General features: G+C 59.9%; 16 protein-coding genes, 3 tRNA genes and 1 pseudogene. 19 read left to right on the top strand and 1 reads right to left on the bottom strand.

All coding sequences use genetic code 11. The features are described from left to right. The first annotated feature begins 2 nt into the window (after positions 1 to 2). The 19 genes from rnc to F2P46_RS25870 all read left to right on the top strand — a co-directional run bounded on the left by rnc (position 3) and on the right by F2P46_RS25870 (position 11,529). The gene (rnc, locus tag F2P46_RS25960) at positions 3 to 839 is read left to right on the top strand and encodes a ribonuclease III (RefSeq protein ID WP_229477290.1); all 837 of its coding nucleotides are present in this window, start codon (positions 3 to 5) and stop codon (positions 837 to 839) included. After that, a complete protein-coding gene (era, locus tag F2P46_RS25955) occupies positions 836 to 1,738 on the top strand; it encodes a GTPase Era (protein WP_166895706.1) in 903 nt (300 codons plus the stop codon). The genes rnc and era overlap by 4 nt, the downstream gene beginning before the upstream one ends. 18 nt (positions 1,739 to 1,756) lie before the next feature. Then, positions 1,757 to 2,572 (top strand): DNA repair protein RecO, encoded by an 816-nt coding sequence (gene recO, locus F2P46_RS25950; RefSeq protein WP_166895704.1) that lies wholly within the window; start codon positions 1,757 to 1,759, stop codon positions 2,570 to 2,572. 46 nt (positions 2,573 to 2,618) lie between these two features. Next, entirely contained in the window at positions 2,619 to 3,374 is a 756-nt protein-coding gene (gene pdxJ, locus F2P46_RS25945) for a pyridoxine 5'-phosphate synthase (protein ID WP_166895702.1), read from the top strand. A 14-nt stretch (positions 3,375 to 3,388) separates the two neighbouring features. After that, positions 3,389 to 3,781 carry a holo-ACP synthase gene (gene acpS, locus F2P46_RS25940; RefSeq protein WP_166895699.1) on the top strand — a complete coding sequence of 131 codons (393 nt, stop codon included), beginning with the start codon at positions 3,389 to 3,391 and terminating at the stop codon, positions 3,779 to 3,781. Positions 3,782 to 3,807: 26 nt separating this feature from the next. Then, entirely contained in the window at positions 3,808 to 5,697 is a 1,890-nt protein-coding gene (gene uvrC, locus F2P46_RS25935) for an excinuclease ABC subunit UvrC (protein ID WP_208296776.1), read from the top strand. Between the two features lie 122 nt (positions 5,698 to 5,819). Beyond that, on the top strand, positions 5,820 to 6,404 hold the full coding sequence (gene pgsA, locus F2P46_RS25930) for a CDP-diacylglycerol--glycerol-3-phosphate 3-phosphatidyltransferase (protein WP_166895697.1): 585 nt from the start codon (positions 5,820 to 5,822) through the stop codon (positions 6,402 to 6,404). Between the two features lie 92 nt (positions 6,405 to 6,496). Next, positions 6,497 to 6,572 (top strand) — tRNA-Gly (locus F2P46_RS25925). 76 nt (positions 6,573 to 6,648) lie between these two features. Further along, positions 6,649 to 6,724 (top strand) — tRNA-Gly (locus F2P46_RS25920). 66 nt (positions 6,725 to 6,790) lie between these two features. Beyond that, a tRNA-Cys gene (locus F2P46_RS25915) sits at positions 6,791 to 6,864 on the top strand. 143 nt (positions 6,865 to 7,007) lie between these two features. Then, complete coding sequence (locus F2P46_RS25910; RefSeq protein ID WP_166895695.1) at positions 7,008 to 7,712, top strand: hypothetical protein; 705 nt, start codon at positions 7,008 to 7,010, stop codon at positions 7,710 to 7,712. Between the two features lie 134 nt (positions 7,713 to 7,846). Then, positions 7,847 to 8,089, top strand: a complete 243-nt coding sequence (locus F2P46_RS37920) for a hypothetical protein (RefSeq protein WP_229509464.1) — start codon at positions 7,847 to 7,849, stop codon at positions 8,087 to 8,089. 412 nt (positions 8,090 to 8,501) lie between these two features. Further along, complete coding sequence (locus F2P46_RS25900; protein WP_166895693.1) at positions 8,502 to 8,717, top strand: transcriptional regulator; 216 nt, start codon at positions 8,502 to 8,504, stop codon at positions 8,715 to 8,717. Between the two features lie 187 nt (positions 8,718 to 8,904). Beyond that, the gene (locus tag F2P46_RS25895) at positions 8,905 to 9,750 is read left to right on the top strand and encodes an NmrA family NAD(P)-binding protein (RefSeq protein WP_166895691.1); all 846 of its coding nucleotides are present in this window, start codon (positions 8,905 to 8,907) and stop codon (positions 9,748 to 9,750) included. 132 nt (positions 9,751 to 9,882) lie between these two features. After that, positions 9,883 to 10,026, top strand: a complete 144-nt coding sequence (locus tag F2P46_RS25890) for a hypothetical protein (RefSeq protein ID WP_166895690.1) — start codon at positions 9,883 to 9,885, stop codon at positions 10,024 to 10,026. An 11-nt stretch (positions 10,027 to 10,037) separates the two neighbouring features. Then, positions 10,038 to 10,289, top strand: a complete 252-nt coding sequence (locus F2P46_RS25885; RefSeq protein ID WP_166895688.1) for a hypothetical protein — start codon at positions 10,038 to 10,040, stop codon at positions 10,287 to 10,289. Between the two features lie 10 nt (positions 10,290 to 10,299). Continuing rightward, on the top strand, positions 10,300 to 10,566 hold the full coding sequence (locus tag F2P46_RS25880) for a hypothetical protein (protein WP_166895686.1): 267 nt from the start codon (positions 10,300 to 10,302) through the stop codon (positions 10,564 to 10,566). A gap of 8 nt (positions 10,567 to 10,574) precedes the next feature. Beyond that, the gene (locus F2P46_RS25875; RefSeq protein ID WP_166895683.1) at positions 10,575 to 10,946 is read left to right on the top strand and encodes a hypothetical protein; all 372 of its coding nucleotides are present in this window, start codon (positions 10,575 to 10,577) and stop codon (positions 10,944 to 10,946) included. A 1-nt stretch (position 10,947) separates the two neighbouring features. Next, entirely contained in the window at positions 10,948 to 11,529 is a 582-nt protein-coding gene (locus tag F2P46_RS25870) for a hypothetical protein (RefSeq protein ID WP_166895681.1), read from the top strand. Between the two features lie 441 nt (positions 11,530 to 11,970). Here the strand turns inward: F2P46_RS25870 and F2P46_RS25865 are convergent. Then, positions 11,971 to 12,396 (bottom strand): annotated as a pseudogene (locus tag F2P46_RS25865) (transposase); the annotation flags it as partial. Positions 12,397 to 12,657 lie beyond the last annotated feature (261 nt).

Raw genomic sequence — 12,657 nt, 5'->3', positions numbered from 1 at the left:
ACATGAATCTTCAGTTATTGCAAACGCGCTTAGGGTATACGTTCCAGGATGCTGGCCTGTTGCAGCAAGCCTTGACGCACCGCAGCCACAGCAGTTTGCATAACGAGCGCCTCGAGTTTTTGGGCGATTCGATCCTGAACTGCGTGGTGGCCTCGGTCCTGTATGAGCGCTTTGCCGCCATCGACGAGGGCGACCTGTCGCGCCTGCGCGCCAACCTGGTCAAACAGCAGTCGCTCTACGAAATCGCCCAGAAACTGGAACTGTCGCAGTTCCTGCGCCTGGGCGAGGGCGAACTCAAGTCGGGGGGCTTTCGCCGTCCCTCGATCCTGGCCGATACGCTCGAAGCGCTGCTGGGCGCGATTTTCCTCGACGCCGGTTTCAACGCCGCGCGCGACGTGATCCGCGCCTTTTATATCCCCATTCTCGACTCGGTCGACCCGCGCACCCTGGGCAAGGATGCCAAGACGCTCTTGCAGGAATTCCTGCAAAGCAAAAAAATCTCTTTGCCGACGTACAATGTCGTGGCCACGCACGGGGCCGCGCACAGCCAGGAATTCGAAATCGAATGCCTGGTGCCCAAGCTCGGCATCCAGGTCTACGGCCGTGGCGGCAGCCGCCGCGCCGGCGAACAGGCCGCCGCCAAGCTCGCGCTCGAAGTGGCCGAGCAAGCCCTGCTGAAGACGCCAGCGGCCGGCCGCAAGGCCAAGCCGCGCGCGGCCCAGCTCAAACTGGCCGGCATCGCCACCATCCAGAGCGATGGCGATCACGACGACGACGGCGCCTTGCCGGTCGACGCCAAAACCCCTAAACACCCGCATCCGGAAACGAAATCAGCATGAACGCCACAACCACCCCAGAAAACTTCCGTTGTGGCTATATCGCCATCGTCGGCCGCCCCAACGTGGGCAAATCGACCCTGATGAACGTGCTGATCGGCGCCAAAGTCTCGATCACCTCGCGCAAGGCCCAGACCACGCGCCACCGCATCACCGGCATCCAGACCGTGGACGACGCCCAGTTCATTTACGTCGATACGCCGGGCTTCCAGACGCGCCACGCGAATGCGCTCAACAAGACGCTCAACAAGACGGTCACCAACACCCTCATTTCGGCCGATGTGATCCTGTACCTGATCGAGGCGGGCACCTTCGGCCCGGCCGACCAGCAAGTGATCGACCTGTTGCCGACCGACGTGCCGTGCATCCTGGTGATCAACAAGTCGGACCGGGTCAAGGACAAGGCGGCGCTGATGCCGTTTGCCCAGCAGATCGCGGCCAAGCATGACTTCGCGGCCATCGTGCCGGTATCGGCCAAGCTCAAGTTCCAGCTCGACGGCCTGCAAAATGAAATCAAGCGCCTCCTGCCCGAGAACGCGCCGGTGTTCGGCCCGGACGACATTACCGACCGCAGCGAAAAATTCCTCGCTTCCGAAATCGTGCGCGAAAAACTGTTTCGCCTGGTGGGCGACGAGTTGCCGTACACCAGCACCGTCCTGATCGAAAAATTCGAACAGGAAGGCGACCTGCGACGCGTGTTCGCCGCCATCCTGGTCGAGCGCGACACCCACAAGTCCATGGTCATCGGCAACAAGGGCGCGCGCCTGAAGGAAGTATCGACCCAGTCGCGGCTGGACATGGAAAAGCTGTTCGGCGGCCCGGTGTACCTGGAAATCTGGGTCAAGGTCAAGTCCGGCTGGGCCGACAATGAAGCCGGCCTGCGCGCCTACGGCTACGAGTAGGGCGTCCCCGCCCGCCGCATGCCCACCAACGACGCCGACCTGACCGTCGCCGTAGCGGCCAACGCGGCGCCGGCCGCGCAGACACCCGCGGCGCCGCCCGCCAGGCGGCGCGCGCCCCAGCGCGTGGAGAAGGTCAACGGCCAGCCGGCCTTCGTGCTGCACAGTTATCCCTACAAAGAAACCAGCCTGATCGTCGACATGTTCACGCGCGACTTTGGCCGCGTGGGCCTGGTCGCCAAGGGCGCCAAGCGGCCGCTGTCGAAACTGCGCGGCGTGCTGCAAACCTTCCAGCCGCTGCAGGCCGCCTGGAGCGGCAAGTCCGAACTGCGCACCCTGATCGACGCCGAGTGGGTGGGCGGCATGCTCCCGCTCGAAAAGACGGCGCTGCTGTGCGGCTTCTACCTTAACGAGCTGCTGGTCAAGCTGATCGCGCGCGACGACCCGCACCCGGCCTTGTTCGACCACTACGTCTCAACCCTGAACCAGCTGGCGCATAACGAACCGGCGCCGGTGGTCTTGCGAAAATTCGAACGGGCCTTACTTAAAGAGACAGGCGTGGCCGCCGACCTGACCCGCTGCACCAGCACGCGCGCGGCGGTCGAACCCGATGGCGACTACGTGGTGGACCCCGAGCGCGGCGCGCGCCCGGCGCGCAGTAGCGACAGCTGGCCCGTGGTGAGCGGCAAGACCCTGCTCGACATGGAACGCGAAGACTACGGCGACCCGCTCACGCAGGCGCAGAGCAAACTCCTGCTGCGCTTTCTGCTGGCGCACCAGCTCGGCGGCGCCACCCTGAACACGCGCCAGATCCTGATCGACCTGATGCAGTTATAGATTAACTGCGGATTAACCACGCAACCCAAGCGAGCAACCAACCAAGATGAGCTTCCTCCAACCGAATGGCCCGGTCATCGACCTGGGCGTGAACATCGACCACGTGGCGACCTTGCGCAATGCGCGCGGCACCGTCTATCCGGACCCGCTGCGCGCGGCCATGTTGGCCGAGCAGGCCGGCGCCGACGTGATCACCCTGCACCTGCGCGAAGACCGGCGCCACATCAAGGACGCCGACGTGATTGCCCTGCGCCCGCAACTGATGACCCGCATGAACCTGGAAGCGGCCGTCACGCGCGAGATGATCGACTTTGCCTGCTCGGTGCGCCCGCAGGATGTGTGCCTGGTGCCGGAGCGGCGCGAGGAAGTGACCACCGAAGGCGGCCTCGATGTGATCCGCTACCAAAGGGAAGTCGAAGCGGCCGTCAGGCAGCTGCAAGGGGAGGGCATTCGCGTCAGTCTCTTCATCGACGCCGACCAGGCGCAGATCGGCGCGGCCGCCGACATCGGCGTGCCGGTGATCGAACTGCATACGGGGCGCTACGCCGAAGCGGGCCCGGATGACCTGGCGCATGAACTCGAGCGCATCCGCCTTGGCGCGCGCTATGGCGTCGCGCGCGGGCTGAAGGTCAACGCCGGTCACGGCCTGCACTACCAGAACGTGCAGGCGATCGCCGCCATCGCCGATATCGGCGAACTCAATATCGGCCACGCGATCGTCGCGCACGCGCTGTTCGCCGGCTTCGAGAACGCGGTGCGCGAGATGAAGGCGATCATGGTCGCGGCGCGCCTGGCTGCGTGAACTGCGGCGCGCTGATGATCTACGGGATCGGCACCGACATCGTGCAGGTCGCGCGCATCGACGCGGCGCTGGCGCGCAGCGAGCGCTTTGCCGGCAAAATTCTGGGCGACGACGAACTGGCGGTGTTCCGCCAGCGCCGCGCGCAGAACCCGGTGCGCGGCCTGCGCTACCTGGCCACGCGCTTCGCGGCCAAGGAAGCGTTCTCGAAAGCGCTCGGCCTGGGCCTGCGCCTGCCGATGGCCTGGCGCAGCGCCCAGATGCTCAATACGCCAGGCGGGCAGCCCGTCATGGTCTGCAGTGGCGCGCTGGCCGACTTTATGCGGCAAAATGGGCTTTGCGCCCAGGTGACGGTGAGCGATGAAGCCGAATACGGCGTCGCTTTCGTGATCGTCACCCGGCAAGCCTGATTGAATTGACCCGGATTGATTGTGTTATGACCGATGTGACTCCCGAACTTCCTGGCGCCGCCGACCCTGGCGCGGCGGCGGCCGCGCGCGAACAGGTGCTGACCACGGTGGCGAAGCTGCCCAACCTGCCGGGCGTGTATCGCTATTTCGACGCGCATGATGCGGTCCTGTACGTGGGCAAGGCGCGCGACCTCAAGAAGCGCGTGTCGAGCTACTTCCAGAAGAATTTGTCCAGCCCGCGCATCGCCATGATGGTCGAGCGTATCGCGCGCCTCGAGACCACGGTGACGCACAGCGAAGCCGAGGCGCTGATCCTCGAAAACAACCTGATCAAGACGCTCAAGCCGCGTTTTAACATCCTGTTCCGCGACGATAAATCGTATCCCTACCTGAAGATCAGCGGGCAGGACGTGCCGCGCATGGCCTACTACCGCGGCGCGGTCGACAAGAAGAACCAGTATTTCGGGCCGTTTCCGAGCGCCTGGGCGGTCAAGGAATCGATGCAGATCCTGCAGAAGGTGTTCATGCTGCGCACCTGCGAGGACAGCGTGTTTTCGAACCGCACTCGCCCCTGCCTGCTGCACCAGATCGGCCGCTGCAGCGCGCCCTGCGTGGACCTGGTCTCGCGCGACGAATACAAGCTCGATGTCGACAACGCCGCCAAATTCCTGCGCGGACGCCAGAGCGAAGTGATGGCCGACCTGGAAGCGAAGATGCACGCGTTCGCGGGCGAACTCAAATTCGAGCAGGCCGCCGCAGTGCGCAACCAGATCGCCTCGCTGGCGCGCGTGCTGCACCAGCAAAGCATGGAGACCGGCGGCGACGCCGACGTCGATATCATCGCCGTGGTGGTGCAGGGCGGGCGCGCCTGCGTCAACCTGGCCATGGTGCGCGGCGGGCGCCATCTGGGCGACCGCGCCTATTTTCCGACCCAGGTCAGCGACGCCGCCGCGATTGCGGAAGGGGCGATCGAAGTCGAGGTGCTGGCCGCGTTCCTGGCGCAGCACTACAGCGAAAAATTCATCCCCGGGGTGCTGATCCTGAATATCGAATTCGACCAGCCGGCCCTGATGGTGGCGCTCACCGAGCAGTGCGGGCACCGCATCAACCTGATTTTCCAGCCGCAGGGGCAGCGCCGCCAGTGGCTCGAGATGGCGCAGAAGGGCGCCGACATTTCGCTGGCGCGCCTGTTGTCGGAACAGGGCTCGCAGCAATCGCGCACGCGCGCGCTGGCCGAAGCGCTCTCGCTCGACGCGAGCGACCTCGATGCGCTGCGCATCGAGTGCTTCGACATCAGCCACACGCAAGGCGAGGCCACGCAGGCCTCGTGCGTGGTGTTCCATCACCACGCCATGCAGAATGGCGAATACCGGCGCTACAACATCAACGGCATCACGCCGGGCGACGATTACGCGGCCATGCGCCAGGTACTGATGCGGCGCTACGAAAAAGTCGCCAACGGCGACGGCGTCATGCCCGACGTGGTGCTGATCGACGGCGGCAAGGGCCAGATCGAAATGGCGCGCCAGGTATTCGCCGAACTGGGCCTGGACATCTCGCTGATCGTCGGCGTGGCCAAAGGGGAGGGGCGCCGGGTCGGCCTCGAGACCTTGATGTTCGTCGACGGGCGCGCGTCGCAGGAACTGGGCAAGGAATCGGCGGCGCTGATGCTGGTCGCCCTGATCCGCGACGAGGCGCACCGCTTTGCCATCACCGGCATGCGCGCCAAGCGCGCCAAGACGCGCCAGACCTCGCGCCTGGAAGAGATCGAGGGTATCGGCGCCAAGCGCCGCCAGAAGCTGCTGGCGCGCTTCGGCGGGCTGCGCGGCGTGGTCGACGCCAGCGTCGAAGACCTGATGTCGGTCGAAGGTATCTCGACCCAGCTGGCCGAAGAGATTTACAAGCAGCTGCACTGACGATGTTGACGCAGGGCCGTGCGCGCCGACCGCGCGCACGGTCCAAACTGGTTAAAACACCGTGGGCAAGGTAGACTAGCGGCGCAAGCATCTATCAACGCTTAACCAGTGCGCCCGCCTCTATGCCCATTAATATCCCGATTCTCCTGACCTGGTTACGTGTAGCCCTGATTCCGCTCGTCGTCGGCGTGTACTACCTGCCGGTCCACTGGCTGCCGCGCTCCGACCAGGACATGGCGGCCACCTTGGTATTCATCATCGCCGCCGTCACCGACTGGTTCGACGGCTTCCTGGCGCGCCGCTGGAACCAGACCTCGGCCTTCGGTGCCTTCCTCGATCCGGTGGCCGACAAATTGATGGTCTCCGGCGCGCTGCTGGTGCTGGTGCACCTGGACCGGGTCGACCACTTCCTCGCCTTCATCATCATCGGCCGCGAAATCGCCATCTCGGCGCTGCGCGAATGGATGGCGCAGATCGGCGCGTCGCGCTCGGTCGCGGTCAGCTCGATCGGCAAGATCAAGACCGCCGCGCAGATGACCGCCATCCCGCTGCTGCTGTGGCACGACATGCTGTTTCGCTTCATCGACACCCAGCTGTTGGGCGAATACCTGATGGTGCTGGCCGCCGTATTGACCGTCTGGTCGATGTTTTACTACATGCGCCTGGCCTGGCCGCTGATCAAGGAAAAGGGCGGCATGATGGATTGATCGCAGTAATTGGCTGTCGATCCTTGACAGGGCGTTCAGATCATCTATAATGCCGGCCTGTTGTGACGAAGTTGTAACGATGTGGTGGCAGCGCGGGAGTAGCTCAGTTGGTAGAGCGCAACCTTGCCAAGGTTGAGGTCGAGAGTTCGAGACTCTTCTCCCGCTCCAGTCAGTCGGAAAAAACGTCGTAAGGTTATCCTTGAAATGTTGCTCAGTTTCTGCGATAATCATGGTCTTGAAAAATGCGGGAGTAGCTCAGTTGGTAGAGCGCAACCTTGCCAAGGTTGAGGTCGAGAGTTCGAGACTCTTCTCCCGCTCCAGAATTCGAAAGGGAAGCATCGCTTCCTTTTTTTGTCACCCCACCGAGGGTGGCGCAGCAAGTCTCTGGCGAGGTAGCAAAGAGGTTATGCAGCGGCCTGCAAAGCCGTTTAGACGGGTTCGATTCCCGTCCTCGCCTCCAGAAAATCAAGGACTTAGCGCTTTTTTCCTTAGTCCGAACATGTGTCGACCTCCTTCAAAACGGAGGTCGGCCACACCTCAAAACGGCCTGCAAACGGCCTGAATTCGTTTGACACTCGATACGCTTCGGACCATGATAGATCCATGGCTACGATCAAAGTCCTGTCAAGCGGAGCGTTCCAAATCCGTGTTGTCAGCAAACTTCTTCCCAAACCGTTCTATGCCACCTTCGATACGAGGGAACAGGCAGTCGCATATAGCCACCATCTCAAGGTTCTGCTCGATCAAGGGATTGTTCCTGCGACGTTAGCTCAAGAAAAGGGTGAACAACGTACGCCATGGACGGTGCAACGTTGCATTGCCGAGTACTTGCGCACCCAGTCAGTGCCGGTTTCCGAGCAAAAATTGCTCGACACCATTCGGGAGCGTGTAGCCGACGTTAATACGAATGACCTGAACTACGAGTGGGCCGAAAAATGGATTCGGCGAATGAAACATATCGACAATTTGTCGCCGACTACGATCCGGCACCGGCACGGCGCGCTTGCGAGATGTATAGACTGGGTGTGCCGAAGCCATCCGCAGATTCTTCTGGCAAACCCGCTTCGGCTTCTCAAGCGTGGATTTTCTACCTATACAGCGGAGGATTCGCTCCTGGCAGCTGCAAATGGTGGTAAAGCAAAAGTGGATATTGAACGGAACCGCCGGCTAGATGCGGACGAAGAGGAGAGAATACTTGCTTGCCTGCGGGAGTCGCCGGATGCGTTGATGTTCTTTGTGCTCGCGCTCGAAACGGCAATGCGGATGCGCGAGTGTTACACGCTTGGGTTGCTCTTGCCTGATCCGTGACTTCCTACTCCGAAATTTGCTGCGACACCGGCATTTCCGAGAACCCAAGTATTCATGCGTGTTAGACTGAAAAAAGAGGCCATCCCTGGCTTCCCTCTGAATGCAATTCAACCCCATCCTATTCAGAGGTTCGCATGGCACAAGCTACTACCCTCAAGCCGGGCCAATTTCGGCACCTCCTCCGTGTGACGACAGCAACCAGCCGCCATCCCGAGCGCGATCTGGTCATTCTTCTGCTGGGCATCATGTGCGGTATGCGGGTGAGCGAGATCGCACAAATCGAAGTGGCTGATCTACTCCATCCGGCGCTCTCAAGGCGGAATGCAGCTTGCGGGCTGCGATCACGAAGGGATGCCGCCAAAGATGCATTTACCTGACCCAGCGCCATCTTGTAGATGCCATCGACGGCTACCTGCTTTACCGTCTTGAGCAACGGTTGCGGTTGGGCGTTCCGGGCCGCTACCGTGGGCTGGACCCGGACAGCAAGTTGATCGTGACTCTCAAAGGCCAAAAGTTCTACCTGAACACCAAGCGTCGGATCAATCAGGCAGGCGAGCAGGTCGATTACAAGGCGTGCGACAGCCTACAGGCTCACGTCACGAAGCGGGCGGCGCACGATGGCGTCCCGGCTGCTGGCACAAGGCCACGAGATCGACACACTGATGTTGATCCTTGGGCACGGCGATATCGACGCCTGTAAACCCTATTTGGAGGTGTCGAAAGAAAAATTGATGCGGGCATTTGCCGAGGTGATATGATACTCATTGAGTATATTAACGATGAGCTATTATGATAGAACCACCGATTGCACAGCAGGAATTCCTACGGGACGCAATGAACACGCTAAACATGACGCGCGACGAGTTTGCTGACCGGATCGGCACGAACCGCCGCCGCCTTGACAATTGGCTGCTGCCTTCCGAATCCTCTGGTTTCCGCGAGATGGACGAGATGGCGTGGAAGTTCATCAGAGAGATTTTGAAGAGCAAATCAAAAAGAGCTTGACTGTACTCATTGAGTATATATAATGATGGGCATGGAAGCGCAATTTCTGCGCGACAGATTGAAGGAAAGGACCGATTAACAACAACTCGCTTCACCGGCCAAGATAATTGACGCCGACCGGCCAAGATAGTTGACGCCAACCCTCGCACATCGCCATTAGAATTGATCATCACATGGAGGCCATTTTATGAACATTATTGTTGGTGGAACCGGGCACGTCGGCGGCGCTGTATCGCGGGCATTACTCGACGCTGGGGATAAGGTAACTATTGTGACTCGCGACGCAGCGGCAGCGGCCGGGTGGGGCGATCGTGGCGCACTGCTCGCTGAAGTCAATGTACGTGACATCGAAGGTTTGCGCCGAGTATTCAAGAGCGGCAGCCGCGCCTTTCTACTTAACCCGCCTGCTGATCCTTCAGCAGATACAGATGCCGTTGAGCGCCAGTCCGTCGCGGACTTGCTCGCGGCAGTCACAGGCAGTGGACTCGAGCTGATCGTGGCACAGTCCACCTACGGGGCCCGTCCTGGGGCTCCATGCGGGGATCTCAACGTACTGTATGAGCTTGAGCAGGGATTGTCAGCCCAGCCAATTCCGAGTCGTATCGTCAGAGCAGCCTATCATTACCCGAACTGGTGCGCTGGAATCGAGACTGCAAAGGACCAAGGTTTCATAGAATCAGTGCTTCCCGTTAACCGAGTTTTCCCAATGGCAGCACCCGAAGATATCGGCGCAGAATGCGCCAAACTCATGCGCGGCGGCGTTGGAAGTAGCTTGGCCTTTGTGGAAGGGCCTGAACGCTACTCGCCCCAACACGTTGCAGATGTGTTTGCGCAGCGTTTAGGAAGGCCGGTAGAGGTGCGTGTTGTCGCTGGAGACGATCTTAACGGATGGTTCCAGAAAGCAGGGTTCTCGCAGGCGGCAGCGGAGTCCTACGCTTGTATGGCTAGGGCGACTACGCAAGGCGTATGGCCCGCGTTTGGCGAAGTAATCCGCGGCTCGACTACGCTCGCCGACTATTTTAGTACCATCTAGGCAAGGGAAACCCGCGACGTTCGACTATCTACACCTAGTTGCCGACCACCACAGCATGTTGCAGCGCTACACCCCGGAATTACCCCGGCGCCCTGAGCGTCCCGCACCGGCCGGCGCCGGCGAGGAAAAGACATGAAAAAGCAAATCGAAAAAATGTTCAACGGCGCCACCGTTTCTGATGTCGTCGTTGATCCCGAGTTCGGCAATGTCACAGCAACGGTGAATGGCAAGAAAAACGTAGATTGCGGATTTGCTGAAGATTTTGACGCGGCCTAAAGGAAAAGATGATGGCTCTCACAATCATTGCGTTGGAAAAAGCAGGCCGGAAGTCGTCGGGCTGGAACGGCGATCACGGCAAAATCGCGCACGCACTTGAAGTGAAAGACGGGCAGCGGGAAAGGGACTTGGAAGGCGGTACAACGGCCGCGTTATGCGGAGCGGCGCCGAGCGGTCGCGGCAGCTGGAGTTCGCATCAATCCGAAGCGGTTACGTGTCCCAAGTGCTTGAAAAAATTGGCCTCCGCAGTCGCGTTGAACTGACAAGGAAAATATGCGCAAAATTTTACCTAACGAGGAATGCATCAGCGCTGCTGAGATCGTCGCAAGGTTCGCGTCCGCAACAGGCTTTGCCTTGCATGCGACGAACGCAGGTAACGCGGCCAAAGCTCTCGGACTAGATTTCGTGGAGGTGGATGTGGAACGTCCCGTGGAAGCAAAATGGTCTAAAAAGGAACGGCGCTATTCTGTCATTGACATGCCCTTAATCTTCAAATCGCTAAATGAACTCGCGGCTAGCCGCGCTCGGTACGAAAACTAAGGAAAAAAATGAGCGATAACTTTAACAACTTGCGGGAAGCGACGCGGGCCTGTATTGAGCAGCTTGGTGCCTCGCGGAACGAGGAGCTTTTTGAATTCCGCAATGCTGCGACGTTTACCGTAATCCATCAGCTGTTGCATAAATATGATGGCATGCGCGAACAAGCGATGTTGCCCGTTGCAACCCATTCGCTCGGTGAGCTTACTGCGGCAGAGGTGGCTTTGCTCCACGCGTTCCGACAAGCCGATAACGACTCCAAAATAACGATCCAGATCGCCGCTGACGTTTCGCTCCAGGTAGCCGCAAAATTTGCTACGAAGGAGCGCTGTGATGTGGTCGATATCTCATCGGCTCGATCGCCCATCGTATACGGGAAATAGAATGAATATGCTTGTGACGTCCAAAAACGTAGCCTACATCGGCGTCCGCAAACTGTTCGGCTGGCTAGAAGCTGCGACGTTTAAAGTTTTACTTGAGGACGGGCGAGCGGTGCACATGCGAGCCGCGTTGCCGCATGGAGATGACTGCTACGCTGTCGTGATGGTTGATTCGGATCGTTTCCTTGAACTTTGGCGCCAACCATTGAGCAGTCACCGGGAGGTGGCTCTTAACACCCCGGCGACTTGGCCGAACGACTACAAGTATGCGCACGCCGTCGATGGCTTTTCGCACGGGTTTGAGAACCCAGTCCCACTTGCCGAAGTTTCCTGCTGGCGGTCCACCGGCGACGTGGTCGAATACAGGACATATTTTCACTTCTTCCAACGGAAAGTGGTCATTGGGCGGGCTGGAGAGCCTTGCCTGAGTTTCGTGAACGGTATTACTAGGACGATCTATTTGCTCGCCAACGGAGTGCGGTCATTCCCTGTCCTTTGCGAGCGCCAGGCTGCTGACCTCCTTGTCGAACTCGCGGGTTGGAAGGGTACTCATCCCCTGCAACTTTCGTTATTCAGAAAGGTGTAAGGCGTTTTGGAGCAGCGTGACTCGTCACGAACAGGAAAGTGACCTGGCACTGCGGCGCCCCAATCCGGCCGATACCGGTGTAACGGAAGCGGCCAGGCCGTGAGGAAGAAGCGGGGGATATACGGGCTTCCCATGGCGTTAAAACCAAGAATTTTAGCCGCTAAATTTCGCGGACGCGGAACAAGGAAAATCCCGCGCTTCGGCGCCCGCTACCTGGACGGCCTCCGGGGCGAGGAATGACATGGCAACTGAGCCAATTGCAAAACGATTTTTCTGAACTGGCCGACATCAGGAGAGCACAATTTTTCATCGCTTTTTCGTGATGTCGGACGAAATTTGATCGTTTACGGCGGCGGAATCATGGCTAATCTCATTTTTAGGGCGTGGGGATGCCATATCTGAACGTTCGGAGCGGAATCGGGAGAAAGTTAAGCGGTATGGTCATCGTCGAAGTCGCATCAACTGGTCGGCGCCGAGGGCGAGCAGCCCGAACATCAAATGGCTCATGACTTTGGCAGGTCCTTTGACCATGATGTTGCGGCCACCAAACTCGTCCTTGAGGCGCGCGTTGGTCCGTTCGGCCACAGTGCGCTCACGGTAGCGAACCTCATCGGCAGGCTCGAAGTGTTCCTTCTCGCCGCCACGCGGATTGTGGTCGATCAGGGGGACGTGTCCCAGTTCGCGGCAGTGGTCGTGCAACTCTTTACTGCAGTAGGCAGCATCCATCACATCGTACAAATTGGTGACCCGTTGCTTCGTGATGTGCGACAGCGGCACGGCGGCGTGGCTGTCATGCATCGACGCGGAACACAGCAAGGCGGCGATGGGAACGCCACAATCGGCAGTGTCGATGTGCAGCTCGTACCCGTAAAGTGGATCCATTGGTCAAGACAATTTGTCAGCGAGTTTAAGCTGTGTCCGGTTCCAACTCTGCAGCTGGTCGGCGCTGCCCCGTAATGCTCCTTTCTCGTCGCTGGAGGGATACATCCTCCAGTGACTACCCCTGGCAGGGCGGGGTCTGGGGCAGCGCCCCAGGTCGCCGCCCTCACGCCGCTGCCGATACGGCTATTTCCGCTGGGCCGTACTTGTCAACGATCAGCGCACCGCCGCCGACGCCGCTACGATAGA

The organism is Massilia sp. CCM 8734 (assembly GCF_011682155.1).
GTDB classification, from domain to species: Bacteria; Pseudomonadota; Gammaproteobacteria; order Burkholderiales; family Burkholderiaceae_D; genus Telluria_A; species Telluria_A rubra.
This window is presented reverse-complemented; position numbering and strand designations above follow the sequence as displayed.

Bases quoted from the DNA above. Each gene is read 5' to 3' on its own strand.
- rnc (WP_229477290.1), top strand. From the start codon at position 3: ATGAATCTTCAGTTATTGCAAACGCGCTTAGGGTATACGTTCCAGGAT.
- F2P46_RS25890 (WP_166895690.1), top strand. From the start codon at position 9,883: ATGAAAAAGCAAATCGAAAAAATGTTCAACGGCGCCACCGTTTCTGAT.
- F2P46_RS25870 (WP_166895681.1), top strand. From the start codon at position 10,948: ATGAATATGCTTGTGACGTCCAAAAACGTAGCCTACATCGGCGTCCGC.
- F2P46_RS25895 (WP_166895691.1), top strand. From the start codon at position 8,905: ATGAACATTATTGTTGGTGGAACCGGGCACGTCGGCGGCGCTGTATCG.
- recO (WP_166895704.1), top strand. From the start codon at position 1,757: ATGCCCACCAACGACGCCGACCTGACCGTCGCCGTAGCGGCCAACGCG.
- F2P46_RS25880 (WP_166895686.1), top strand. From the start codon at position 10,300: ATGCGCAAAATTTTACCTAACGAGGAATGCATCAGCGCTGCTGAGATC.
- F2P46_RS25885 (WP_166895688.1), top strand. From the start codon at position 10,038: ATGGCTCTCACAATCATTGCGTTGGAAAAAGCAGGCCGGAAGTCGTCG.
- uvrC (WP_208296776.1), top strand. From the start codon at position 3,808: ATGACCGATGTGACTCCCGAACTTCCTGGCGCCGCCGACCCTGGCGCG.
- F2P46_RS25910 (WP_166895695.1), top strand. From the start codon at position 7,008: ATGGCTACGATCAAAGTCCTGTCAAGCGGAGCGTTCCAAATCCGTGTT.
- F2P46_RS25875 (WP_166895683.1), top strand. From the start codon at position 10,575: ATGAGCGATAACTTTAACAACTTGCGGGAAGCGACGCGGGCCTGTATT.
- era (WP_166895706.1), top strand. From the start codon at position 836: ATGAACGCCACAACCACCCCAGAAAACTTCCGTTGTGGCTATATCGCC.
- pgsA (WP_166895697.1), top strand. From the start codon at position 5,820: ATGCCCATTAATATCCCGATTCTCCTGACCTGGTTACGTGTAGCCCTG.
- pdxJ (WP_166895702.1), top strand. From the start codon at position 2,619: ATGAGCTTCCTCCAACCGAATGGCCCGGTCATCGACCTGGGCGTGAAC.
- F2P46_RS25900 (WP_166895693.1), top strand. From the start codon at position 8,502: ATGATAGAACCACCGATTGCACAGCAGGAATTCCTACGGGACGCAATG.
- acpS (WP_166895699.1), top strand. From the start codon at position 3,389: ATGATCTACGGGATCGGCACCGACATCGTGCAGGTCGCGCGCATCGAC.
- F2P46_RS37920 (WP_229509464.1), top strand. From the start codon at position 7,847: ATGGCACAAGCTACTACCCTCAAGCCGGGCCAATTTCGGCACCTCCTC.